Origin of the sequence: Ilumatobacter sp. (assembly GCF_965215205.1) — a bacterium.
GTDB lineage: Bacteria > Actinomycetota > Acidimicrobiia > Acidimicrobiales > Ilumatobacteraceae > Ilumatobacter_A.
This window is the reverse complement of the sequence record NZ_OZ244049.1, coordinates 1748592-1773051: the sequence shown is the minus strand read 5'-3', so window position 1 is coordinate 1773051 and position 24460 is coordinate 1748592. Positions and strand designations below refer to the sequence as shown.

18 protein-coding genes are annotated in these 24460 nt (G+C 72.4%); 12 read left to right on the top strand and 6 right to left on the bottom strand.

The window, feature by feature from the left end; all coding sequences use genetic code 11:
• Position 1: 1 nt before the first annotated feature.
• Positions 2–712: a histidine phosphatase family protein gene (locus tag ACOOHC_RS08280; protein ID WP_420453516.1), complete on the bottom strand. Its 711-nt coding sequence runs from the start codon at positions 710–712 to the stop codon at positions 2–4.
• Between the two features lie 142 nt (positions 713–854).
• Between ACOOHC_RS08280 and purL the strand changes: the two genes are divergently transcribed.
• The 10 genes from purL (at position 855) to ACOOHC_RS08230 (ending at position 15186) form a co-directional block, all read left to right on the top strand.
• Positions 855–3698, top strand: a complete 2844-nt coding sequence (gene purL, locus ACOOHC_RS08275; RefSeq protein WP_420453515.1) for a phosphoribosylformylglycinamidine synthase subunit PurL — start codon at positions 855–857, stop codon at positions 3696–3698.
• The gene (locus tag ACOOHC_RS08270; RefSeq protein ID WP_420453514.1) at positions 3695–4417 is read left to right on the top strand and encodes a phosphoribosylformylglycinamidine synthase subunit PurQ; all 723 of its coding nucleotides are present in this window, start codon (positions 3695–3697) and stop codon (positions 4415–4417) included. Before purL ends, ACOOHC_RS08270 begins: the two co-directional genes overlap by 4 nt.
• A gap of 6 nt (positions 4418–4423) precedes the next feature.
• Positions 4424–5386 (top strand): phosphoribosylaminoimidazolesuccinocarboxamide synthase, encoded by a 963-nt coding sequence (locus ACOOHC_RS08265; protein WP_420453513.1) that lies wholly within the window; start codon positions 4424–4426, stop codon positions 5384–5386.
• 1 nt (position 5387) lies between these two features.
• Positions 5388–6893 (top strand): amidophosphoribosyltransferase, encoded by a 1506-nt coding sequence (purF, locus tag ACOOHC_RS08260; protein ID WP_420453512.1) that lies wholly within the window; start codon positions 5388–5390, stop codon positions 6891–6893.
• 118 nt (positions 6894–7011) lie between these two features.
• Entirely contained in the window at positions 7012–9279 is a 2268-nt protein-coding gene (gene purD, locus ACOOHC_RS08255; RefSeq protein WP_420453511.1) for a phosphoribosylamine--glycine ligase, read from the top strand.
• Positions 9280–9347: 68 nt separating this feature from the next.
• A complete protein-coding gene (locus ACOOHC_RS08250) occupies positions 9348–10670 on the top strand; it encodes an alkyl sulfatase dimerization domain-containing protein (RefSeq protein ID WP_420453510.1) in 1323 nt (440 codons plus the stop codon).
• Positions 10671–10751: 81 nt separating this feature from the next.
• Positions 10752–11417 carry a phosphoribosylglycinamide formyltransferase gene (gene purN / locus ACOOHC_RS08245; RefSeq protein ID WP_420453509.1) on the top strand — a complete coding sequence of 222 codons (666 nt, stop codon included), beginning with the start codon at positions 10752–10754 and terminating at the stop codon, positions 11415–11417.
• A complete protein-coding gene (gene guaB / locus ACOOHC_RS08240; RefSeq protein ID WP_420453508.1) occupies positions 11414–12943 on the top strand; it encodes an IMP dehydrogenase in 1530 nt (509 codons plus the stop codon). The genes purN and guaB overlap by 4 nt, the downstream gene beginning before the upstream one ends.
• Before the next feature lie 52 nt (positions 12944–12995).
• Positions 12996–13796 carry an alpha/beta hydrolase gene (locus ACOOHC_RS08235; protein WP_420453507.1) on the top strand — a complete coding sequence of 267 codons (801 nt, stop codon included), beginning with the start codon at positions 12996–12998 and terminating at the stop codon, positions 13794–13796.
• A gap of 1 nt (position 13797) precedes the next feature.
• On the top strand, positions 13798–15186 hold the full coding sequence (locus ACOOHC_RS08230; RefSeq protein WP_420453506.1) for a wax ester/triacylglycerol synthase domain-containing protein: 1389 nt from the start codon (positions 13798–13800) through the stop codon (positions 15184–15186).
• A gap of 37 nt (positions 15187–15223) precedes the next feature.
• On the opposite strand, the gene ACOOHC_RS08225 is transcribed toward ACOOHC_RS08230, so the two are convergent.
• The 3 genes from ACOOHC_RS08225 to ACOOHC_RS08215 all read right to left on the bottom strand — a co-directional run bounded on the left by ACOOHC_RS08225 (position 15224) and on the right by ACOOHC_RS08215 (position 19949).
• Positions 15224–16162 (bottom strand): hypothetical protein, encoded by a 939-nt coding sequence (locus ACOOHC_RS08225; protein ID WP_420453505.1) that lies wholly within the window; start codon positions 16160–16162, stop codon positions 15224–15226.
• Positions 16163–16464: 302 nt separating this feature from the next.
• Positions 16465–17676 (bottom strand): hypothetical protein, encoded by a 1212-nt coding sequence (locus tag ACOOHC_RS08220; protein WP_420453504.1) that lies wholly within the window; start codon positions 17674–17676, stop codon positions 16465–16467.
• 182 nt (positions 17677–17858) lie between these two features.
• Positions 17859–19949, bottom strand: coding sequence for an acyltransferase family protein (locus ACOOHC_RS08215; protein ID WP_420453503.1), 2091 nt, complete (start codon positions 19947–19949; stop codon positions 17859–17861).
• 508 nt (positions 19950–20457) lie between these two features.
• On the opposite strand from ACOOHC_RS08215, the gene ACOOHC_RS08210 reads away from it, so the two are divergent.
• Complete coding sequence (locus ACOOHC_RS08210) at positions 20458–21093, top strand: hypothetical protein (RefSeq protein WP_420453502.1); 636 nt, start codon at positions 20458–20460, stop codon at positions 21091–21093.
• A gap of 57 nt (positions 21094–21150) precedes the next feature.
• On the opposite strand, the gene ACOOHC_RS08205 is transcribed toward ACOOHC_RS08210, so the two are convergent.
• Together ACOOHC_RS08205 and ACOOHC_RS08200 are read right to left on the bottom strand one after the other, a co-directional pair.
• Positions 21151–22611 carry a vWA domain-containing protein gene (locus ACOOHC_RS08205; RefSeq protein ID WP_420453501.1) on the bottom strand — a complete coding sequence of 487 codons (1461 nt, stop codon included), beginning with the start codon at positions 22609–22611 and terminating at the stop codon, positions 21151–21153.
• Between the two features lie 39 nt (positions 22612–22650).
• Entirely contained in the window at positions 22651–23571 is a 921-nt protein-coding gene (locus ACOOHC_RS08200; protein ID WP_420453500.1) for an AAA family ATPase, read from the bottom strand.
• Positions 23572–23710: 139 nt separating this feature from the next.
• Here ACOOHC_RS08200 and ACOOHC_RS08195 point away from each other — a divergent pair, with 139 nt between their 5' ends.
• Positions 23711–24433, top strand: coding sequence for a hypothetical protein (locus tag ACOOHC_RS08195; protein ID WP_420453499.1), 723 nt, complete (start codon positions 23711–23713; stop codon positions 24431–24433).
• The last annotated feature ends 27 nt before the right edge of the window (positions 24434–24460 follow it).

Here is a 24460-nt window from a genome sequence, read left to right as displayed (position 1 = left end):
CTCAGTCCGGTGCCGCGACGACGCGGTCGTCGGTCGAGCGCTCCGTGGCGTCGGGGAGACCTGCCAGGTGGGCGGCGTCGTTGTAGCGGACCACCCGCCACGGACGGGACCCGTCGGCGGGCCGGGCGAACTCGGTGATCGCCGTGTTCACGGTCTGCAGCTCGAAACCGCCCGTCATCTCGAGGCCGAGGAGGTGGCGGAACGTCGCGTCGACCACCCCGCCGTGGCACGCGACGACCGCCACCCGTCCCGCGCACTCCTCGACGACCTTGTCGACGGCGGTGGTCACCCGCTCGTGGAACCGGCGCACGGTCTCGCCGCCCGGGAACACCTCGGCATCGAGGTCGGTCCAGTCGGGGGAGCCGAACCGCTCGACGTAGGCGTCGAAGGTCATCCCGTCGATCTCCGGACCCGGGTCGTGCTCTCCGAGGCCGTGGCGGCGCTCGACGTCCGTCCCCGCGACCGCCGGGCCAAGCGAGCCGCGCACGATGTCGGCCGTCTCGATCGCCCGCTCGAAGTCGCTCGTCAGCAGGACGTCCGCGGTCAGCTCGCCGGTGCGCTCGAGCCGCTCGGCGAGACGCTCGGACTGCCGGCGACCGAGGTCGCTCAGCCCGCTGCAGGTGCGGTGGCCCCCGATCACCCGGCCGACGGTCACGTTCGATTCGCCGTGGCGGATCAGGACCAGACGGGTGCGACGGGTCTCGGAGCTCACCGTCGGGAGCGTAGGGGCCGCTACGGCGGCCCGGCGACCGCTCGCCGGGTCGGCGCCCGCGACGACCGACGTTCGCGACCGGTCCGGGAAATTTCCGCGCGGAACCCCGTCGCCTCCCGCCCCGGTCCCTAGGGTCGCGTCGGTGCTCGATCGACATCGCGTGACGATCCGCTCGCTGGACCCCGATCCCCGGGTCCGTCGGATCGCGGCCGGAGCCGCGGCGCTCGGCCTCGGCGAGCTGTCGGAGCTGTCGATCGCCGACGTGGTCCACGTCGAGGCCGACCTGAGCGACGACGATCGCCAGAAGCTCCACGGGCTGCTCGTGGACCCCCTCCTGCAGATGGGTTCGTGGACGGCGCCGACCGGACGTGCGGTGGAGGTCGGTCTCCTCCCCGGCGTCACCGACACCGACGCCGACACCCTGCGGACGGCCGCCGCGACGCTCGGCATCGACGTCGAGCACGCATCGACGGCGCTGCGCGTCGAGTTCGGGGCGGACGCCGACGACGACACGCTCGTGGCGGTCGTCGAGCGCCTGCTCGTGAACCCGATCATCGAGCGCTGGTCGCACGGGACGTTGGAGCCGGCGCACCCCTCCGACGACCCGTCGCCGTCCACGGCCGAGGTGATCGAGGTCCGCGGCCAGGACGACGCCGAGCTCGGGCGCCTCGGCGCCGACCGCTCGCTGTCGCTCGACCCCGAGGAGCTGCGGGTGATCCGCGACCACTTCGAGCAGCTCGGGCGCGACCCGACCGACGTCGAGCTCGAGACCCTCGCCCAGACCTGGAGCGAGCACTGCGCGCACAAGACGTTCCGTGCCGTCGTCCACGCGATCGAGCCGGGCGACGCCGAGCCGAGCGAGCGGCCGTCGCTGATGAGCCAGCTGCGCTCGGCCACCGAGTCGATCGACGCGCCGTTCGTGCGCTCCGCGTTCGTCGGCAACGCCGGCATCGTGGAGTTTGTGAAGGGGACGACCGTCGCGCTCAAGGCCGAGACCCACAACCACCCGTCCGCGGTCGAGCCCTTCGGCGGGGCGAACACCGGCGTCGGCGGGGTGATCCGCGACATCCTCGGCATCGCGCACCGGCCGATCGCGGTGACCGACGTGCTGTGCTTCGGACCCGAGGACCTGCCTCTCGCCGAGCTCCCCGACGGCGCCCTGCACCCCCGTCGCATCCAGGAGGGCGTCGTCGACGGCGTCGCCGACTACGGCAACAAGATCGGGCTCCCGACCGTGGCCGGCGCGATCCTGTACGACGCCGGCTACACGACCAACCCGCTCGTGTTCGCCGGGTGCATCGGCACCGCCGAGAAGCGCCCGCTGCACGAGGGGCCCCACGTCGGGGACCGCATCATCGTGCTCGGCGGTCGGACCGGGCGCGACGGGATCCGCGGCGCCACCTTCTCGTCCGCGACGATGGACGCCACCACGGGCGAGGTGGCGGGCGCTTCGGTGCAGATCGGCGATCCGATCGTGGAGAAGCTGCTGATCGACGTGCTCGTGGGAGCCGAGGACATGTACTCGGCGATCACGGACTGCGGTGCCGGCGGGCTGTCGTCCGCGATCGGCGAGATGGCCGAGGAGACCGGTGCCGACGTCGACCTGCTCGACGTCCCCCGCAAGTACCCGGGTCTCGAACCGTGGGAGGTCTGGCTGTCCGAGGCCCAGGAGCGGATGGTCGTCGCGGTGCCGCCGCGCGGGGTCAGCGCCCTCGCCAAGCGCTGCGACCGCTTCGGGGTCGAGTGGGCCGACGTCGGATCGTTCACCGGCGACGGGCTGCTGCGCGTCCGCGTCGGCGACACCACCGTCGCCGAGCTCGACGTCGGGTTCCTCCACGACGGTCGACCCCAGCGGCACATGCGTGCGCTGATGCCCGATCCCAAGCGCGCCGGCGCCACGTCGCGCACCACCCCCGATCCGGCGGCGACGCTGATCCGGCTGCTGCGCCACCCGAACATCGCCTCCAAGGCCGCGACGATCCACCGCTACGACCACGAGGTCCTCGGCTCCACCGTCGTCCGCCCCCTGATCGGCACGGCCTCCGACGGTCCCGCCGACGGCGTCGTGCTGGCCGAGCCGCGGGCGCGGCACGGTCTGGCCGTCGGGATCGGCGTGAACCCGTGGCACGGGCTGCACGACCCGGAGGCGATGGCGTACTCGGTGGTCGACGAGGCGGTGCGCAACGTCGTCGCCGTCGGCGGCGATCCCGCGCGGATCGCCCTGCTCGACAACTTCTCGTGGGGCGACCCGCGCCGGGAGACGACGCTCGGCCAGCTCGTCGCCGCGGTCGACGGCTGCTGCGCGGCGGCGTACACGTTCGGCGCCCCCTTCGTGTCGGGGAAGGACTCCCTGAACAACGAGTACGTCGACGCCGACGGGGAGCGCACGGCCGTGCCGCCGACCCTCGTGATCACCGCGGTCGCCCACGTCCCCGACGCCGACCGCTGCGTGACCCCCGATCTCGGCGCCCCCGGGAACGTGCTGATGGTGATCGGCACCACCGAGGTCGAGTTCGCCGGATCGCACTTCGACCTCGTCCACGGCGAACCCCCCGACCCCGGCATCGTCCCGGCCCCCGACCCCGACGCCGCGATCCACTACCGCCACCTGCACGCCGCGATCCAGGCCGGGCTGATCGTCGCGTGCCACGACGTGAGCGAGGGCGGCCTGGCGGTGGCTCTGGCGGAGATGTGCATCGCCGGTCGGCTCGGCGCCACGATCGAGTCGCTGCCCCACGACGACCTCGTCGCGGCGCTGTTCTCGGAGTCGGTCGGTCGCCTCGTCGTCGAGCTCGAGCCGCAGAGCGTCGACGCGTTCAAGCGGATCATGGACGACGAGGTGCTCCGCCTCGGGACGGTGTCCGACTCGGGCGAGCTCGCGCTCCCCCAGCTCGAGCCGATCCCGGTCCGCGACCTCGCCGACGCGTTCAACTCGCGAGCGAGCGCGGCGCGCTCGGGCGCCTCGCTCGCGACGGAGGGCTCGTGAGCCGGATCCCCGCCCTCGTCGTCACCGGCCCGGGCACGAACCGCGACCACGACGCCGCGACCGCGCTCGAGCTCGCGGGGGCCGAGGTGCGGATCGTGCGCGCCCGCCAGCTCGTGGAGTCGCCCCGGTTGCTGGACGCCGCCCGCATCGCGGTCGTGGCCGGCGGCTTCAGCTACGCCGACTCGCTCGGCGCCGGACGGGTGATGGCGCTCGACCTCACCCGGGGCCTCGGCGACCGCCTGCGCGCGTTCGTCGCGGCCGGAAGGCCGGTGCTGGGGATCTGCAACGGGTTCCAGGTGCTCGCGAGCGCACGGCTGCTCCCCGGGTCGCTCGGCCACAACGCCCAGGGCGACTTCGACTGCCGCTGGGTCGTGCTCGACCGCGTGGCGCGCAGCAACAGCGTCTGGCTCCAGGGGATCGACGACCCGATCCACTGCCCGATCGCCCACGGGGAGGGGCGCTACGTCCACCCCGACCCCTCCTCGCTGGAGGTGGGCGGGCAGGTCGCGCTGCGCTACCGGAGCACGAACCCCAACGGCTCGGTCGGTGACATCGCCGGCGTCAGCGACCCCACCGGGGTGGTGCTGGGGATGATGCCCCACCCGGAGAACCACGTCGTCGCCCGTCAGCACCCCCGGCACCGACGCGGCGGGGGCGGTCGCGAGCACCTGGGCCTGCGGATCTTCGAGACCGGTGTCGCCCACGCCAAGCAGCTCTGAGCGACGATGAGCACCCCGCCGTCCGCCCCCGAACCCCTCACCGGGATCGACCTCGACCTCGGCGACCGGCGCGACGGCAAGGTGCGCGTCTCGTGGGAGCTCGGCGGGGCCCACCGGGGTCATCGGCTCTTCGTCACGACCGATCGCCTCTCGGCGTTCGACCGGGTGGTGTCGGGGGTCGCATGGAAGGGCCAGGTCCTCAACCAGCTCTCGGCCTGGTGGTTCGAGTCGACCCGCGACCTGGTCGCCAACCACCTCGTCGACGTCCCCGATCCGAACGTCACCGTCGCCCGCAGGGCCACCCCGCTGGCCGTCGAGGTCGTGGTGCGTGGACGCATCACCGGGGTGACCGACACGGCGCTGTGGACCGCGTACGCCCGCGGCGAGCGGACGATCTACGGCCACGAGCTGCCCGACGGGCTGACCAAGAACCAGGAGCTCCCCGAGCCGCTCGTGACGCCGACGACGAAGGGGCCCACCGGCGCCCACGACGTCCCCGTGACCTGCGACGAGGTGGTGGAGCGGGGACTCGTCGACGGCGAGCTGTGGGGGCGCGTCGTCGACATCGCCCGGGCGCTGTTCGAGCGCGGCGTCGAGCGCGGTCGCTCCGCCGGGCTCGTGCTCGCCGACACCAAGTACGAGTTCGGGCTCGACGACGACGGCGAGCTGATGCTCATCGACGAGGTGCACACCCCGGATTCGTCGCGGTGGTGGGTCGCCGACGGTCTGGCCGAGCGCGTCGCGGAGGGGGCCGAGCCCGAGAGCCTCGACAAGGAGGTCGTCCGCCGTGCGCTGGCGGACGCCGACTTCCGCGGCGACGGCCCCGTCCCCCAGCTCGACCCCTCCGTCTGGACCGCCACCACGGCCCGCTACGTTGATGCCTACGAGCGCCTGACCGGCTCCGACTTCGAGTACGCCGACTACCCCGCCGCCCCGCGCATCGCCCGCGCGGTGGCCCACCTGGAGTGACATGACCCGATCGATCCCGCTGCGCGTCGGCGTCGAGGACGAGGCACCGGTTCGGCCGACGCCCGCCGGTGTCGCCCACGTCTCCGACGACGTCGCCCACGACGAGTGCGGCGTGCTCGGCCTGTCGACCCCCCACGGCGACGGGATCGCGCAGCTCGCGTTCTTCGGCCTGTTCGCGCTCCAGCACCGTGGACAGGAGGCAGCCGGGATGGCCGTGAGCGACGGCCGCCGCGTCCGCGTGCACAAGGAGCCGGGGTTGGTGTCGACCGTCTTCTCCCCCGAGGCCCTCGCCCCGCTCACCGGGTACCACGCGATCGGCCACACCCGGTACTCGACGACCGGGTCGAACGCCGAGCGCAACATCCAGCCCTTCCTGGTGGAGACGATGCACGGCCCCCTGTCGGTCGCGCACAACGGGAACCTGGTGAACGCGACAGCGCTGCGCGACGAGCTGCTGCACCGCGGCTTCGGGCTCACCGCGACGAGCGACACCGAGGTGTTCACGCTGATGCTCGCCGCAGCGGGAGGGCGCACCTGGCAGGAGCGCATCGAGCGGACCCTCCCGGCGTGGAAGGGCGCCTACTCGCTGGTGATCCTCGCCGCCGATCAGGTCATCGCGGTGCGCGACCCGTGGGGCTTCCGACCGCTCTCGGTCGGACGGCTCCCGAACGGCGGCCACGCCGTGGCGTCGGAGACCTGCGCGCTGTCCACCCTCGGCTGCGTCGACGTCGACGAGGTCCGCCCCGGGGAGATGGTCACCCTGCGCGGCGCCGAGATCGAGCGCCAGCAGGTCCTCGCTCCCCAGCCCCACGGAGCGCGCTGCACCTTCGAGTTCGTCTACTTCTCCCGACCCGACTCCGTGTGGCACGACCGATCGGTGCACCACGTGCGCCAGGAGCTCGGTGTCGAGCTCGCACGTGAGTCGCAGGTCGAGGCCGACGTCGTCATCCCGGTCCCCGACTCGTCGATCCCCGCCGCGATCGGCTTCGCCCGCGAGAGCGGGTTGCCGTTCAACGACGGGCTGATCAAGAACCGCTACATCGGGCGCACCTTCATCGAACCCACCCAGGACATCCGCGAGCGCGGGGTCGCGCTGAAGTTCAACGCGCTCGGCGAGAACCTCGTGGGCAAGAGGGTGGTGGTGATCGACGACTCGCTCGTGCGGGGCACCACCGCCGGACCGCTCGTGAAGCTCGTCCGCGACGCAGGGGCCGCCGAGGTGCACATGCGGATCACCTGCCCGCCGATCACCCACGCCTGCCACTTCGGCGTCGACATGGGCCACGACGGCGACCTGATGGCCGCCCACCTCACCGTCGCGGAGATCGAGGCGCACATCGGAGCCGACAGCCTGGCGTTCCTCTCCCTCGACGGGATGATGCGCGCCGTCGCCGGGCGCGAGAGCGGTGCCGACGACGGCTACTGCAACGCGTGCTTCACCGGGGACTACCCGATGGCCGTCGGCGACGCCCAGGCCAAGCTGGCCTTCGAGGGCGTGCTGTCGTGAGCACCCCTCGACGACCCCGCACCACGGCGTCCCCGATCACGTCGCCCGCGAGGTCGGCACCACACGTGGGGTCAGACCCCGTGCGCGATGCGCACGGCGGACCCGGTCGTCGCGTCCGGTGAGGGTCCTCGTCGTCGGGGGCGGCGGTCGCGAGCAGGCGATCGCGTGGTCGTGCCGACGCCACGGCCACGACGTGCGCGTCGAACCCGGGCTCGGCGCGGCCTCGAGCGCGGACACCGACCTCGTCATCCCCGGACCGGAGGCCGCGCTCGTCGCGGGGATCGCGGACACCTGCCGCGACCGCGGGCTCGCCTGCTTCGGTCCGACCGCCGAGCTGGCCCGCCTCGAGGCCTCCAAGGGGTGGGCGCGCGCCCTCGCGGCCGGGCTCGGGATCCCGGGGCCCGCGTTCGCCCGCTTCGATCCGAGCGGTCCCGAACCCGGCTCGCTCGACTCCGCCGTCGACGGCGCCCGGGCGTGGTGGAGCGCTCTCGGCTCCCCGGTGGTGGTCAAGCTCGACGGCCTCGCCGGGGGGAAGGGGGTCGTCGTGGCGACCTCCGACGCCGGCATCGACGCCGCCGTCGTCGAGGCCGCTGCGGCGGGACCGTTCGTGCTCGAGGAGCGGATCGCCGGCCCCGAGGTGTCGCTGCTCGCGCTGTGCGACGGCCGGGACGCGGTCGCGCTCCCCCTCGCCCAGGACCACAAGCGGATCGGGGAGGGCGACACCGGGGCGAACACCGGCGGGATGGGCGCGTACGCCCCGGCGCCGTTCGCGCTCGACCCGGACGCGCTGCTCGACGCCTTCGTGCGACCCGTCCTCGACCGGTTCGCCGCCGACGGGACGCCCTACGTCGGGGTGATCTACGCCGGGCTGATGCTGACCGCCGACGGTCCCCGCCTGATCGAGTACAACGTCCGCCTCGGCGACCCCGAGGCCCAGACGGTGCTCCCCCTGCTCGAGACCGACTTCGCGTCGCTCGCGCTCGCCGCGACGCGGGGCGACATCGGGCGCGTCCCGCTCGTCGTGCGGTCGCGGTGCGCGGTCAACGTCGTCGCCGCGGCGGCGGGCTACCCGTCGGCTCCCGTGGCCGGAGCCCGCATCGTCGACCGGGCCCCGCCGGCGGGGGACGTCGACGACGAACACGCCGCGATCGCGCTGCGCTTCGACGCCGGCGTCACCGACGACGGGTCCGGCCCCGCCGTCTCGGGCGGCCGCGTGCTGTCGGTCACCGGGGTGGGCTTCGACCTCGCGGACGCCCGGCGCGCCGCGTACGAGCGGCTGTCGGCGATCTCGTTCGACGGGATGCAGGTGCGTCGCGACATCGCCTGGCGCGCCCGGGGTGCGGCCCTGTCGTCGTACGCCGACGCGGGGGTCGACATCGACGAGGGGACCCGTGCCGTCGACGAGATGCGCGCCGCGGTCGAGTCGACCCACGACGTCGGCTCCGGTCGCGGCGTGCTGCAGGGGGTCGGCAGCTTCGGCGGGGTGTTCTCGGCCGCCGCGATCACCGAGCTCGACGACCCCGTGCTGGTCGCCTCCACCGACGGCGTCGGGACGAAGGTCGAGCTCGCCGCCCGCCTCGGTCGCGTGCGGGGCGTGGGGGCCGACATCGTCAACCACTGCATCGGCGACGTGCTGGTGCAGAACGCCCGGCCGCTGTTCTTCCTCGACTACATCGCGGCCAGCACCCTCGACGCCGACGTGGTCGCCGAGATCGTGACCGGGATGGCCGAGGCGTGCCGCGCGGCCGGTTGCGCTCTGCTCGGCGGGGAGACCGCCGAGATGCCCGGCGTCTACCGCGACGGCGCGTTCGACATCGCGGGCACCCTCGTCGGGGTCGCCGACCGAGCGGACCTGCTGCCGCGCCTCGATGTCGCCGCCGGGGACGTCCTGATCGGGCTGGCGTCGTCGGGCCCGCACACCAACGGGTACTCGCTGCTGCGCCGGGTGTTCGAGTGGGCGCCGATGGACGTGACGATCGAGGGGATGGACCGCCCGCTCGGCGACGCCCTGCTCGAGCCCCACCGCAACTACCTCGACCCGCTGCGCCGGGTGCTGGCGGGAGGCGCCGTGAAGGCGCTCGCGCAGATCACCGGTGGCGGTCTGGCGGAGAACCTGCCGCGGGTGCTCCCGGACGGGGTCGGTGCCGAGGTCGATCTCGGTTCGTGGCCCGTGCCCCCGCTGTTCCGCCTGGTGCGCGAGCTCACCCCGCGCATGTCGGTCGACGAGCTCCACCGGACCCTGAACATGGGCATCGGCATGGTCGTGGTGTGCGCCCCCGGCGACGTCGACGCGGTCCGCGGCGAGATCGACGAGGGCACCTGGGTCATCGGTCGCCTCGTCACGGGTGAGCGTGCGGTCACCCTGCGCCGGTCGGTCCGCACCTGACCGACCGGTTCGATGGCGGGCGAGCGGGCCCACCTACGCTCGGCCACGTCCCCGTCCGAGGAGGAAGAATGAGCGAGCACCCGATCGAGCTCTCGACGCGCATGATCGACACCGGTGTCGTCGACACCCCGTCCAACCGAGTCACCGAGGAGCTGAGCGAGCTCGCCGACGGGGTGGCGATCGTCGAGTCGTTCAGCCACGTCGTGGCGGTGCGCACCGACGACGGACTCGTCGCGTTCGACTCGAGCGGATCCGGGTCGGGCGCGCAGGTCGTCGAGGCCCTGCGGCGCTGGGACGACGACCCCGTCCACTCGATCGTCTACACCCACGGTCACCTCGACCACGTCGGCGGATCCGCCGCGTTCGCTGCGGATGCCGAGGATCGCGGCCGCCCCCGACCGCGCGTCGTCGGCCACGAGCGCATCCTCGACCGCTTCGAGCGCTACGAGCTCACCAGCGGCTACAACCGGATGATCAACATGCGCCAGTTCGGTGGAGCGGCGCGCTCGGCCAGGCGCCTCGACGAGCGTCCGTTCCTCCCCGACGCGACGCTGCGGCCCGACGTGACCTACGAGGACCACCGCACGGAGACGATCGGCGGGGTCGAGATCGAGATGCACCACTGCGAGGGGGAGACCGACGACCACACCTGGTCCTACCTCCCCGGGTTCGACATGATCAGCGCCGGCGACCAGTTCATCTGGAACTTCCCGAACTGCGGGAACCCGCAGAAGGTGCAGCGCTACCCCGTCGAGTGGGCCGAGTCGCTGCGGGCGATGGCGGCGAAGGGCGCGGAGCTGTTCGTCCCCGCGCACGGCCTGCCGATCGCGGGGCGCGATCGCATCCGCACCTGCCTCGAGACGGTCGCGACGACGCTCGAGGACCTGGTCGCCGACGTGATCGAGGCGATGAACGCCGGCGCCGTGCTCGACGAGATCCTGCACACGGTGACCGTGCCCGACGAGGCCCTCGACCTGCCGTACCTCCAGCCGCTGTACGACGAGCCCGAGTTCGTGGTGCGCAACATCTGGCGGTTGTACGGGGGCTGGTACGACGGCAACCCGGCCCGGCTCAAGCCGGCCCCCGATGCCACCGTCGGAGCCGAGGTGGTCGACCTCGCGGGCGGCATCGATCGGGTGATCGAGCGCGCCCGGGCGACCTCGACGGCCGGTGACCACCGGCTCGCGTGCCACCTGATCGAGTTCGCCGTGGCGGCCGATCCGTCGTCACCCGCCGTGCACGAGGCGCGCCGAGCGATCTACGCCGCCCGCAGGGGCGGCGAGACGTCGCTCATGGCCAAGGGGATCTTCAAGTCGGCCGAGGCCGACTCGACCACCGTGATCGACGGCGAGGCGCCGCCGCTGCGGATGATCCGCGACCTCGGCGACTGAGCCCGCCGCCCGCCGCCGCCGGCTGCCACCCGTCACGTCGGGCGTCCCACGACGCCGCCCGAGCGCGCGTATCGTGGAGCGATGGCGTCGTCGAGGATCGTCGTGCTGGCCTCCGGGTCGGGGACGAACCTGCAGGCCGTCGTCGACGGGTGCTCGCTCGGTCGGATCGACGCGCAGGTGGTCGGCGTCGTGTCGAACCGGATCGACGCCTACGCCCTCGTGCGCGCCGAGCGGGCCGGGATCCCGACCGAGCTGGTCGAGGCGCGCGACGACGAGGAGCGCCGCGAGCACGACGCACGCCTCGCCGGCGCCGTCGCCTCCTTCGATCCCGACTGGGTCGTGCTCGCCGGGTGGATGCGCCTGCTGACGACCGCCTTCCTCGATCGCTTCGAGGGTCGCGTCGTCAACATCCACCCGGCGCTCCCCGGCGAGCTCCCGGGCACCCGCGCGATCGAACGGGCCTGGGGTGAGGCGCTCGCCGGCGAGCGGCGCGGATCGGGGGTGATGGTCCACCTCGTCCCCGACGAGGGGGTCGACGACGGGCCCGTGCTCGCCGCCCGAACCGTGCCGATCGACCCGTCGGGCACCCTCGACGACTTCGCCGACGCCGTCCACCGGACCGAGCACCAGCTCCTCGTGGAGGCGCTGGCCGAGCTCTGCTCCCCCGGCGCGCCCGGTGCCGCGCCACGGGCGGCCGCCCCCGAACCAGCCCCCGAACCCCGCACGACGAACGAGGTCAGACGATGAGCGAACCCACCGACGCGAGCAACGTGAACGACGACGTCTTCGACCGGTTCGAGGCGCTCACCTTCGACGACGTGGTGGTGATCCCGGGGTGGTCCGAGACCCTCCCCGACGCCGTCGACACCACGGCGACCTTCGCGGCCGACATCGAGCTCGCGGTCCCGATGGTGTCCGCCGCGATGGACAAGGTGACCGAGGCGCGCATGGCGGTCGCGATGGCGCGCCACGGCGGCATCGGCGTGATCCACCGCAACATGTCGATCGCCGACCAGGCCGCCGAGGTCCAGAAGGTCAAGCGCTCTCAGTCGGGGATGATCACCGACCCGGTCACCCTCGCCCCGACGGCGCTGCTCCACGAGGCCGAGTCGCTGATGCACCGGTTCAAGTTCTCCGGCGTGCCGATCACCGATCCCGACGGCCGCCTCGTCGGCATCCTGACCAACCGCGACATCCGCTTCTGCGAGGGGTCCGACTTCGACCGACCGGTCGACGAGTTCATGACCGCGGACGGGTTGGTGACCGCCCGCGTGGGGACCTCGCTCGACGAGGCCAAGGCGATCCTGCAGACGCACCGGATCGAGAAGCTCCCGCTGGTCGACGATTCGGGTCGGCTCGCCGGGTTGATCACCGTGAAGGACATCCAGAAGCGGCTCGACTACCCCAGCGCCTCGCGCGACGGGCGGGGCCGGCTGCGCTGCGCCGCTGCGATCGGGGTCGGAGACGACCTCGAGGAGCGCGTCGCCGCGCTCGTCGAGATGAGCGTCGACGCCGTCTCGATCGACACCGCCCACGGCCACTCGGCCAACGTGGTCAAGGCGATCGAGCGGATCAAGGGCTCGTGGCCCGATCTCGCGGTGACGGCGGGCAACGTCGTCACCGAGGAGGGGGTCACCGCGCTCGCCGAAGCCGGAGCCGACGCGGTCAAGGTCGGCGTGGGAGCTGGGTCGATCTGCACGACGCGGGTGGTGTCCGGAGCCGGGATGCCCCAGCTCTCTGCCGTGTGGCACACGACGCGCCGGGCGATGCGACTCGGTGTCCCGGTGATCGCGGACGGCGGGATCACCTTCTCGGGCGACATCGTCAAGGCGATCGCCGCGGGCGCCGAGACGGTGATGGTCGGTTCGCTGCTCGCCGGAACCGAGGAGTCACCCGGCGAGATGGAGCTGATGGACGGACGCCGGTACAAGAGCTACCGGGGGATGGGGTCGCTGGGGGCGATGACCGGCGACAGCGCCGATCGCTACGCCTCGGGCCAGTCGAGCCCGGGCCGGACCGCGCTCGGCGCGACCAGCCAGAAGCTCGTCCCCGAGGGCATCGAGGGGCGCGTCCCGTACGCCGGACCGCTCGGGGACGTGCTGTACCAGCTCGTCGGCGGCCTGCGATCCGGGATGGGCTACGCGGGCGCTGCGACGCTCGACGCGCTGCGCGGCGCCCGGTTCATGCGGGTGACGACCGCGGGTCGAGCCGAGTCGCACCCCCACGACGTGACGATCACCCAGGAAGCGCCGAACTACCAGCGCGGAGGCTGAGTCGGCGGAGCGGACTGGGGAGCCGACGCGGGGCGGGGGTACGGTCGCAGGCGTGGACGAACTGCAGCCGGGTGGCCTGCTCGAGAGCGACGCGGTCGTCGAGGGCGACCCGGATCCGACCGCACGTCCCCTGTGGACGGAGTTCGCCGCCGTACCCGAGTCGGTGCTCGGGACCCCGGCGATGGCGCTCGCCGCCGCCCTCGCCCCGACGGGGTCGTCGCGCCCGGTGCTCGTGCTCCCCGGGTTCACGACCGGCGACGTCAGCACCCTCCCGCTGCGGGCGTTCCTGCGCGCCCTCGGGCACCGTCCGTACGGGTGGGGCCTCGGCATCAACGTCGGCGTCGCCGACCACATCGCCGTCGGGCTCGATCGGTCGCTGCGCGAGCTCGCCCACCGCTACGGGACCACGATCGACATCGTCGGGTGGAGCGCCGGCGGGATGCTCGGTCGGATGCTCGCGCAGAACCGCGGCGAGCTCGTCGGCCAGGTCATCAGCCTCGGCTCACCGATCCGCCTGCGATCCAGCGACCACAACCTCGGGCTGATCTCCCGGATCGCCGGCCACCTGTTCGTGCCCACCGCACCGCACATCGACGTCGACACCGTCCCGGTCCCGTCGACGACGATCTGGACGGCGCGCGACGGGGTCGTGCCCGGGCTGGCGTGCAAGCAGACGATCCGCCCCGGGGCCGAGGCGATCGAGGTGCGCGGGACGCACTGCGGGCTCGGAACGAACCCCGCCGTCGCGTACGCGGTCGCCGACCGGCTGGCCCAGGGCGAGCCGTGGACGCCGTTCGATCCCCCGCGCCGCGCCCGGTGGTGGTTCGGCGAGATCGAGAACGGGGACGCGTGACGTGCACCAGCTGAGCCGACGGGAGACCGCCCTGCTGGGTGCCGAGAGCATCACCAACCTCGGCCACTACTCGCTCTACGTCGAGCTCGACCACGACGACGACGGCGCGACGATGACGTTCCCCCGTCTGCGCACGCTCATCGAGGAGCACCTGCACCTCGCCCCCTCGCTGCGTCGCCGGCTGCGCGAGGTGCCCCTCGAGCTCGACGAGGCGTGGTGGATCGAGGACCCGCACCTCGATCTCGACTTCCACGTCCGCCACGTCGCGGTCCCCGGGGCCGGCGACCCCGGCGCGCTCGAGGCGCTGATCGGTCGGCTCCACGAGCGTGCCCTCGACCGGAACCGCCCGCTGTGGGAGCTCTACCTCATCGACCTGCCCGACGACCGGCGCGGGCTGTTCATCAAGGTCCACGTCGTGCTCACCGACACCCTCGGACCCCTCGGTCCGCTGACCCCGGCCCTCGGCTCGCAGCTCGACGCCGAGCCGAGACCGCCGTGGCGCCCCGACATGGTCCCCTCCGACACCGACCTGCTGATCAAGGCGGCGTGGTCGAACGTGCGCCACCCGTTCCGGTCGTGGCGCCGTTCGCTGCGGGCCGTTCAGCGACTCCCGGTCGTCGGGCGGGCCGCCTTCGTCGCCGCCAACGTGTGGAGCGCGCCCGCCCACCCGGTGGAGCGAGCCCGGCGCGACCAGCCCGTGCCGCGCACCTCGTTCAACCGCCCGATCGGTCCGCACCGGCGCGTGGCGCGCGTCGAGCTCCCGGTCGAGACGATCCAGCGAGTGCACCGCGAGCTGGGGGTGCGCTTCCACGACGTCCTGCTCGGCGTCATCAGCGGGTCGCTGCGCCACTGGCTGGTGGTCCACGACGAGCTGGTCGCCGATCCGCTCGTCGCGCTCACCCCGTTGCTCGTCGACCGCTCACGCAACGAGCTGGGGGCGGCGCTCGTCCCGATCGCGACCCAGCGCCACGACGCCGTCCACCGCGTCGAGGAGATCAGCGCCGCGCTCGACGAGATCGCCGAGCACATGTCGCCGCGCACGGTGCAGGAGATCCGCGCCGGCGACGGGATCCCGACCGGGCTCGCCGGGATCGCCTCGCAGATGCTGGTGACCACCAGCCCGAACCTGCGCTTCATGCCGCCGTTCAACGTCTACGTGGTGAACGTGCCCGGCGACGAGTTCACCGAGATCGACGGCTTCCCGATCGTGTCGAAGCACGCGCTCTGCCCGATCATCGACGGCATCGGGCTGTCGGTGAGCGCGATCTCGCTCGGCGGGAGCGTCCACGTCACCCTGGTCTCGGACCGTGACCAGGTCGGCGACCTGCAGACGATCGCCGACCAGATGGGCGTCGAGCTCGATGCGCTGAGCGCCGCCGTCGCGAGCTGAGCGCGCCGACCTCGGCCGGCTGCGCCGACGTCCGCTCTCAGGCCTCGTCGGGCGACAGCGACTCGATGGCCGCCATCAGCTCGCTCGGCAGGTACGACTCCGACGAGCAGCCCTTCGAGGTGCTCTCGTAGTAGGTCGGGATCCAGGTGAGCCCGCCGTTCTGCCACCAGTACAGGTGCGGGCTGACCGAACCCGGACCGCGGGCGTGCAGCCGTCGGGTGATCGGGACCATCGCCACGAGCGCCCGGCGGGCGGTGTCGTCGCGCACGGGGTGCACGACGATGCTGTGCCGCGTCGGGATCGACACGATCGCGCCGTACTCGCCGACGGGGGCGACCCCGCCGATCAGGCGGTCGACGACACCGACCATGCTGGCCGTGAACGGACGAGCACCGAAGACGTGGAACACCTCCGTCTCGGCCACGACGATGCGGTGCAGCTGCTGGGGGCGCTCCAGCATCTCGGTCTGCAGCGCCGCGCTGCGCCACGCCTCGTCGACGTCCCACCCGAGCGCCTCGATCTCGTCGACCGGCACGCACCGCACCGCGTCGGGGACGTCGACGGCGAGCACCTGCACGACGCCCTCGGCGAACGGCCGCGCACCGAAGCGGGCGAACACCTCGGCGTCGGCCGGGTCGTCGGGCACCAGCCGGACCCGCAGGTCGAACACCGAGAACGGGGCGCGGTCCTCCTGCATCAGGTGCGCGGTCATCGTGGTCAGGTGGGAGCCGATCAGCTCGCTCCACCCGTCGCGGGGTCGGACGTGGCAGTGCTGGGCGAGCTGCAGCAAGCCGATGGTGCGGCCGTCGCGCAACCGCACGACCCCGGCGTCGACGCTGCGCACGGCGAGGCCGAGGTGGGCGATCACGTCGTACAGCTCGCAGTGGAACTCGAGCCACTCGTCGGGGGACATGAACTCGAAGTCGACCGGGCGATCGGCGAGCTCGGACGGATGCGGACGCTCTTGACGGCTCATCGATCTGTGGATCGGCCCGTCCAGACGGAGTCTTGAGTGACGGTTGCGCGACGGACCCTCGAGCGGTCCACGAGCCGGGGCGCCGCGCACGTGCGCCGAGCTGGCGAGACGTGGCGTCGCACGCCCGTCGCGGACCCCGATCCCCGTGCCGCCCCGTGCACCGGGCCAGGTGGGTGGTGGTGGATCTGCGCGCGACGTCCGCGCGGACGAGCCGATCCTGCGTGAGGTGCTGGCCGCCGCCTCCGACTGGCGCCCCGGCACCCCGGCGCGATCCGGCGACGAGGTCGTGCGCGGTCCCCGCCCTAGGTCTCCTCGTCGAGGAACAGCACGCCGCGCACCAGGGCCTTGCCGTCGACGCGGCCGCCGAGGGAACCGGCGAGCACGCCGAGGCCGCTGACGAGCAGGGCCAGCTTGAGGTGGTCGATCGCACGCACCGCGGGGTCGACGGTCGGCCACGTCGCCATCAGGCTGCGGGGGAAGATCGTCACGATCCCCACGTAGATGGCCCCGGCGAAGAGCGCGTGGAGCGACGCCACGGTGAGCAGGAGCGCGATGACGGTGGCCGCCTCGGTGACCACCCCCGACTCCGACAGCAGCCGGTCACGACGCAGCACGTTGCCGAACGCGAACGCCCGGTACAGCACGATCGTCGACCCGATGATCGCGGCGAGCGCGAAGATCAGGAGCTGGTAGAACTCGACCGTGCTCGCCACGTCCCACATCTCGGGGCTGAAGAACAGCACGATCACGATCGACAGGGCCGCGGCGAGCATCGTCGGCAGGCGTCCCACCATCCGCGCCGGGTTCGCCCGCCGGACGGCCGAGGCGATGGCCCCGGCGTTGCGGCGCAGCGCCCGCAGCACGAACGCCCAGCGCGACGCCCCCCGCTCGCTGACCCGCTCGCGCGCCTCGCGTGGGAGCTGACGGGCGATCTCGGCGGACTGGTCGGGCGTCACCCCGGCCATCAGGTCCAGCTCCTCGACCTGGGCCAGGTCGTACATGACGTTCGTGGGGTCGGGGCTGTGATCGAGGTTCAGGAGGTGCCCGAACGTGTGCAGCATGAGCGCCGCGAGCCGCTCGACGGTGGTGTCGATCCGCGACTCGCCGCCCCAGAACGACGGATCGAGCCTCCGCGTCGAGATCACGCCGACGTTCGTGAGCTGGCTGGGGAGCGCCAGCGCGAAGGAGACCGACGTCGCCGAGAGGTCCACCTCGGTGACGATCAGGAGGAAGTGGGCGCCCCGCTCCAGCTTCTCGCTCAACCCGATCCGGACGAAGTCGAGCGGGGCGTAGGCACCCTCGGCGGGCACGACGTGGGGACCGTCGAAGCCGAACAGGTCGACCCGCAGGCTCAGGCCCTCGGTCAGACGCTCCTCGAACCGCGCCACCGCCCGCTCGACGAGCGCCTCGAAGCCCGCACGGTCGCGCTCCTCGACCATCGTGCGCATCACACCGATGACGTACTCACGGGCATCCGCTCGCAGGAGCCCGTCGTGACTCGGTCGATGGTCCATCCCCCCAGTCTGACCCCCCGCCCCCGACTCGGCGGGCATCCCGCCGGGGGCGCCGATCAGTCGTGGTGGACGTGGGCGCGCTGGCCCTCGCGATCACACCGCGTGCGCGGCACAGAGCTCGCGTTCGCAGCGCAGCAGCTGCGAGTGCGCGTCGGCGTGGACGAGCTGCACGTCACGCCGCATCACGGCGGGCCGGCCGCGCCGGTGCCGGCCGCGCCGGTGCCGGCCGCGCCGGTGCCGGCCGGCGCACCGTCGCCGAGCGCATCGGAGAACAGCTCGGAGAACTCCCGCGCAGCAGCGGCCGGTGTCAGGTGGTTGTTGTCGCGCCAGCGGAACGAGCCGGTCGAGTCGCGCACGTCGCACACGTCGCTGCACAACTCGCGCAGCGGGTCGATGTAGGTCACCTCGAGCGGCGCGCGTCCGGCGGCGGCCACCTCGGCGTCGAGGACGGGCTGGCGGGCCTGCTGGAGATGGTCGACGTTCTCGGCGGGCCGCGTCCCGTCGGGTCGCAGCAGTGTCGGCAACGCCAGGTCGAAGTGCTGGGTTGCGACGTGGGGGACGACACCGAAGGAGATGATGCGCCCGACGTCGTCGGCGACGTCGGCGTACGTCGCGTCGAGTGACGCGGTCCATGCGTCGAGCGCCGGCTGGCTCGGGGCGCCTTCGACGGCGCCGGCGTCCGCGAGGCCGTCGATGCGTGCCACGACGTACGACGATCGGTTCGCGACGAACAGCACGTCGGGGGCGACGTCGGCGATGTCGGCAGCGATGCGTTCCTGGTCCGGGCGGCACGTCTCGAACGCTGCGACGACGGTCGTCGAGAACGGGCAGCCGAGCGCGGTGCGGATCACGAGGCCGTCGCCGTTGTCGCGTGCTGCGGCGAGCACGGCGTCGGAGATCGAGTCGGCGTGGGAGTCACCGACGAGCATGACCGTCGCCGCGGCGTCACCGTCGAAGGTGCAGTCGTCGATCGGGGTGGACGCCTCGTAGCAGCGGTGCTGCTGAGACACCGACGGCGCAGCGATCTCGGGGTGCTCTGCGAGACCCCAGTTCGTGCGCGACCCGACGAGAGCTGCACCGGACACGGCGACGGGGACGGCGACACCGAACGCGGCGACGACGAGCGCTCCGCCTCGGGCGCGACCGGCCGGACCGGCACCGGAACGACCGGTCCCGGCCGTGACGCGGGCGGCGGTTGGCGTGCGACGGTGACGGAACCGCTGCTCGACGTGGCGGTACGACAGCGCAGCAGGGATGAGGGACACGACGGCGGCGACGAGGGCCGCTCGGGGAAGGCCGGGCACGACGAGCGGGATGAGCACGATCGCCGGCCAGTGCCACAGGTACCACGAGTACGACCGGTCGCCGAGCCAGACGAGCGAACGGTGCGACAGGACACGGGCGACGGGGCCGTGCGCTGCGGCGACGAGCAGGGCAGCGCCCGTGACCGGTATCAGCGCAGCGACGCCCGGGAACGCCGTCTGCTTGTCGAACGCCAACGCTGCGACACCGACGAGGACGGCGCCGGCTGCGCCGAGCAGCGGCGAATGGCGAAGCGTCGCCAGGCGGCCGGCGGCGGCAGCGACGAAGATGCCGGCCGCGAACTCCCAGATGCGGGTGACGGGCCCGTAGAACGCGAACCGTTCGGGCTGGGGAACGAACGCGGACAGCGGACCGGCAGCGGTCGTCAGATCGAACGACATGTACAGGCTGGCGGAGGCGGCGACACCGGTGACGGTGAGGAACACGCGGCGTCCGTCGCGGCGCAGCCGTCTCGCCAGCCACCACGACCCGGCGACCGCTGCGGGGAACACGAGGTAGAACTGCTCCTCGACGCCGAGCGACCACGTGTGCACGAACGGGTTCTGTTCGTCCACCGGGCTGAAGTAGCCGCCGCCCTCGATCCACAAGAACAGGTTCGACGACGAGAACGACGCTGCGAGCGCGGTTCGCAACGCGTACGGCTGCGGGAACAGCGGGCTGAGCACGACGACGCAGACGGCAGCGACGACGGCGACGAGCACACCGAGCGCCGGCAGCAGCCGGCGGACGCGGCGGGCGTAGAAGCCGCGCAGGTCGACGGTGCCGTTCGTCGTCGCCTCGGCGAGCAGTCCGACACCGATCACGAACCCCGAGATGACGAAGAACACGTCGACCCCGACGAACCCTCCCGGGATGGGCAGACCGGCGTGGTACGCGACGACGGCGGCGACGGCGACACCGCGCAGGCCCTGGATGTCGGCACGGAACGAACGTGCGGGTGGTGCTGTCACCCGCTTCGAACGTGGACGCCGCGGTCCACACCCCTGTCGGCGGTGACGTGCGGGTGCCGGCCCGGCCGCGACCAGCACGGTCGACCACGACCACGCACCTCAGGACCACGCACCTCACGACCACGCACCTCACGAACGTAGGTCCCACGACCACGCGGATCACGACACGGCGCACCAGGTCGTCGAACGCCGGTGCGACGTCGCCGTCGTCGGCGGATCCGCGGCGGGGCTCCAGCTCGCCCGCCAGCGACGATCCGTCATCTTCGTCGACTCGAGCGAACCGCTCAACGCACCCGCCGCGCGCGCCCACGGCTCCCTCGGCCACGAGGTCGAGGATCTCGACCATCGAGGCGACGTGCCCGTCGAGACCGTGTTCGTCACCTGCTGCGCGCCCTGCTGAGCTGCGAATCGACCGCGCCCGCCGCCCACGGTCATCGCCCGCCGCCGTGGCGGGACGGGACCGGAGCACGGAGGTGCGTCCGGTCGCCGCGGCTGCCACGCTGTCGTCGTGCCCCGCCCCCGTGCGCTCGCCCCCGGTGCGCGGGTCATCGTCTCGGGCACGATCAGCTCGGCCCAGTTCGCGAGCGGTGACCGCTTCGTGGTCGGTCGGTGGCCGTCGTCGCCGATCGGGCCGATGGCCGACGTGATGTGGGCGACGCCCGACGACCACCGGATCCTCCTCGCCCCCGACCGGGCGACGGCGGACTTCGTCACCCGGATCTACGACTTCGACGAGGTGCGCGTCACCCCGGTCACGGTCGCGGGTGACGACCGCCGGACCACCGTCGCCGACCCCGACCTCGGGCTGGACCTCGTCCTGCGCGGCGGTCGGCGCTGGCCGATCCCCGTGCGCCGACCGCTGTGGGTCACCCGCTGGGTCGAGGCCCCGATCGCTCGCCGCGTGATGGGCGTGGACACCCACGGCACGAGCGCCGCCGGGGCGGTCGAGTGGTACCAGGCATCGGGGTGGCGCTGGGTGGAGTCGGGAGCCGCGGAGGTCGCCGGGAGCGGGCTCGGCGAGCTCCGGCGCATCGACCGGGCGGTCGGCGTCGGGTTCAGCGAGCCACCGGAGCGACCGTCGATCGTGTCGGTGCGCGTCACGATCGACCTCCCCGGAGAGCCGGACGCCGCCGGAGACGGGTGACGGCGAGCCGCCATCGACGAGCTCTCTCGGTCACGAGCGCGACGGCGCCCACCGGCGTCAGGCGAGGAGGTCGACGAACGACTCGAGTTGGCGCAGGTTGCGGCACTCGTAGACGCCGTCGGTGTGGGCCCCGTACTCGCCGACGATCGAGTCGCCGGTGTTCCAGTAGCTCTTCGGCTCGGGGTTGAGCCAGTACACGTGGCGCGCCTTCTTCGCGATCTCCTTCACCACCCACGCCTGGCTGGCGTGGTAGTTGTTGCGCGCGTCGCCGAGCAGCAGCACGGTCGACTTGGCGGTGATGTCCGTGCCGTAGGTGTCCCAGAACACCTCGAACGCGTGCCCGTAGTCGGAGTGCCCGTCGACCCAGACGACGTCGGCCTCGGTGTTCACCCGGTGGATCGCCTCGCCGATGTCCTCGGTCGAGCGGAAGTAGTCGGTGACCTCGTCGATGCCGTCGATGAACACGAAGGAACGGACCTTCGAGAACTGGTTCTGGATCGCGTAGACCAGCATCAGGGTGAAGCGGGCGAACGCGGCCACCGATCCGGAGATGTCGGCGATCACGATCAGCTCGGGCTTCGCGACCCGCGGCGCCTTGAACTTCGGTTCGGCGGGGACCCCGCCGTAGCTGAGCGAGTGGCGCACGGTGCTGCGGAAGTCGAGCGGGCCGGTGCGCTTGTGGCGTCGCTTGCGCGCGAGGCGGGCGGCGAGCTTGCGGGTGAGCGGGTACAGCGACTTCTTCAGCGCGCCCATCTCGTCGCGCGAGGCGTGCATGAACTCGACGTCCTCCGGGAGCGGCTTGCGCAGCGTCTTGGCCATCGCCTCGGCGCCCCGGTCGGCCACGAGGCGTCGCCGGATCTCCGCTTCGATCTCGCCCTTGAACTTCTCGATCCGGTCCTCGTACTCCTCCTTCTCGAGGCGCTCCTGCATCGAGGACAGATCGTTCGACGACCGCTCGCGCGAGGCGTCCATCATCTTGTCGAGCATGTTGTCGAGGTCGAGGTTCCGCAGCGTCCGGTACAGGTAGTACGTACCGCCGACGGGGCGGCCCGGCTCCATCCCGGCGAAGCGCTGGACCGACTGCTTGGCCATCGCCCGCATCATCTGCTGGTCGCCGTTCATCAGCGCCTGCATCAGCATCTGGGCGATCTCCTCGGGCGTCATGGAGTCCATGCCGCCCTGCCCCTTCCCCTCGCCCTGCTGCTGGAGCTCCTGCAGCTCGCGCCACATCTCGTCGATGTCGCCGTCGGCGTCGGTCGCGATCTGGTACTCGGGTCCGCGCAGGCTGAAGTACACCTCGAACACGGTCTCGAAGCTGCGCCAGTGCGCGTGGTTCTTGATCAGCGTCGCGCCGAGGGCGTACTTGAACGCCTCGCGATCCTCGAGGGGGACGTGCTGGACGGCCTCCATCGCGTCGAGGTTCTCGGTGAGCGAGACCGGGAGGCCGGCGTTGCGCAGCTCGACCACGAAGCCGTTCAGCAGGTCGAGCATCCCGCCGCTCTCGACGGTCTCCGTCATCGGCGCAGCCCGGTCGGACCCGTGTCGGCGTCGGCGACGTCACTCATCGACGGACAGCTCCTTGGCCGCCTTGGCGATGTCCGTCTGGTACTTGAGCAGGATGTTCAGGGTGTCCTTCGCGGTCTGCTCGTCGATCGTCTCGATGTTCAGCAGCATCAGCGTGCGCGCCCAGTCGAGGGTCTCCGACACGCTCGGCGCCTTCTTCAGGTCGAGCTGGCGGATCGAGCGGACGATGCGCGAGATCTGCTCGGCGAGGTTGTCGGTGATCCCCGGCGTCTTCGCCAGCACGATCTCCTTCTCCCGCTCGATGTCGGGGTAGTCGACGTGGAGGTACAGGCAGCGGCGCTTGAGCGCCTCGGAGAGCTCGCGGGTGTTGTTCGAGGTCAACAGGACGAGCGGGATCTGCTTGGCCACGATCGTGCCGAGCTCGGGGATCGACACCTGGTAGTCGGACAGGATCTCCAGCAGCAGGGCCTCGGTCTCGACCTCGACGCGGTCGACCTCGTCGATCAGCAGCACGACCGGGTCGTCGGCGGTGATCGCCTCGAGCAGCGGGCGGGTGAGCAGGAACTCGTCGGAGAAGATGTCCTCGCGGACGTCGGTCCAGTCGTGGCTCTCCTCGGTCTCGCCCCGCTCGGTCTGGATGCGCAGGAGCTGCTTCTTGTAGTTCCACTCGTAGAGCGCCTTGGACTCGTCGAGGCCCTCGTAGCACTGCAGCCGGATCAGCCGGGCGTCGGTGATCTCCGCGATCGACTTGGCCAGCTGGGTCTTGCCGGTGCCGGCGGGGCCCTCGACGAGGATCGGCTTCTGCAGGCGATCCGCCAGGTAGGCGACACCCGCGATCCCGTCGTCGGCGAGGTAGCGCACGTCGCGGAGCGCGTCACGCACCTGCTGGACGCTCTCGAAGCGGGGTTCTGCGCCGATCGCAGCGGTGTCGGACGCGTCGGGGGTGATCGTCATAGGTGGTCGAACCTACCGCCGGGCGCGATCGCCACGAGAACCAGATCGGTCGAGCCGGACGGGGCGCATCATGACGTCGGTCACACGACCGGCTCGGGAGGCCGGGGCCGTGGCACGTGCCAGGGGTAGTGTCCGATCCATGGGTCCGCTCGTGACAGCGTCGGGGCGCTCACGAGACCTGGTGTCGACCCCCCGACTCGTCGGGTCGGGCGCGCTGGTCGTGGTGAGCGTCGCGCTCGGTGCGGCCTGGCCGGTCGCGCTCGTCATCGGAGCGGTCGCGTACGCCGTCTCGCTGCTGCTCCCGACCAGGGCGCGCTCGGCATCGGCCGGCGGCGCGATGGACCCCTTCACCGTGGGCGAGCCGTGGCGCCAACTCGTCCAGCGTGCGCAGCGCTCGGCCCGACAGCTCCACGACACCGTCGACGCGACGGCGGAGGGTCCGCTGCGGGAGCGCCTCGTCGGGATCGCCGCCCGCCTCGACTCCGCGCTCGACGAGACCTGGGCGATCGCCCGCCGCGGCGATCAGATCGATTCGACGATCCGCGGCCTCGACCCGACCCGGCTGCGCGCCGACCTCGAGGCGCTCGAGGAGCGCCGCAGCCGGGCACCCGGCGACGACCTCGACGCGGCGGTGGCCTCGCTGCGCGGCCAGATCGCGTCCACCGAGCGGCTCCGCGCCGAATCGGAGCGCACCGCGGACCGACTCCGACTCACCCAGGCCCGTCTCGACGAGCTCGTGTCGCGCGCCGCCGAGGTCGGTGTCGGCGCCGGGGACGGCGAAACCTACGCCCACGACGTCGACGACCTGGTGATCGAGCTGGAGAGCCTGCGCTTGGCGGTCGACGAGGTCAACCGACCGTGACGCGGACGTGAGCCGAACGGCGGCGAC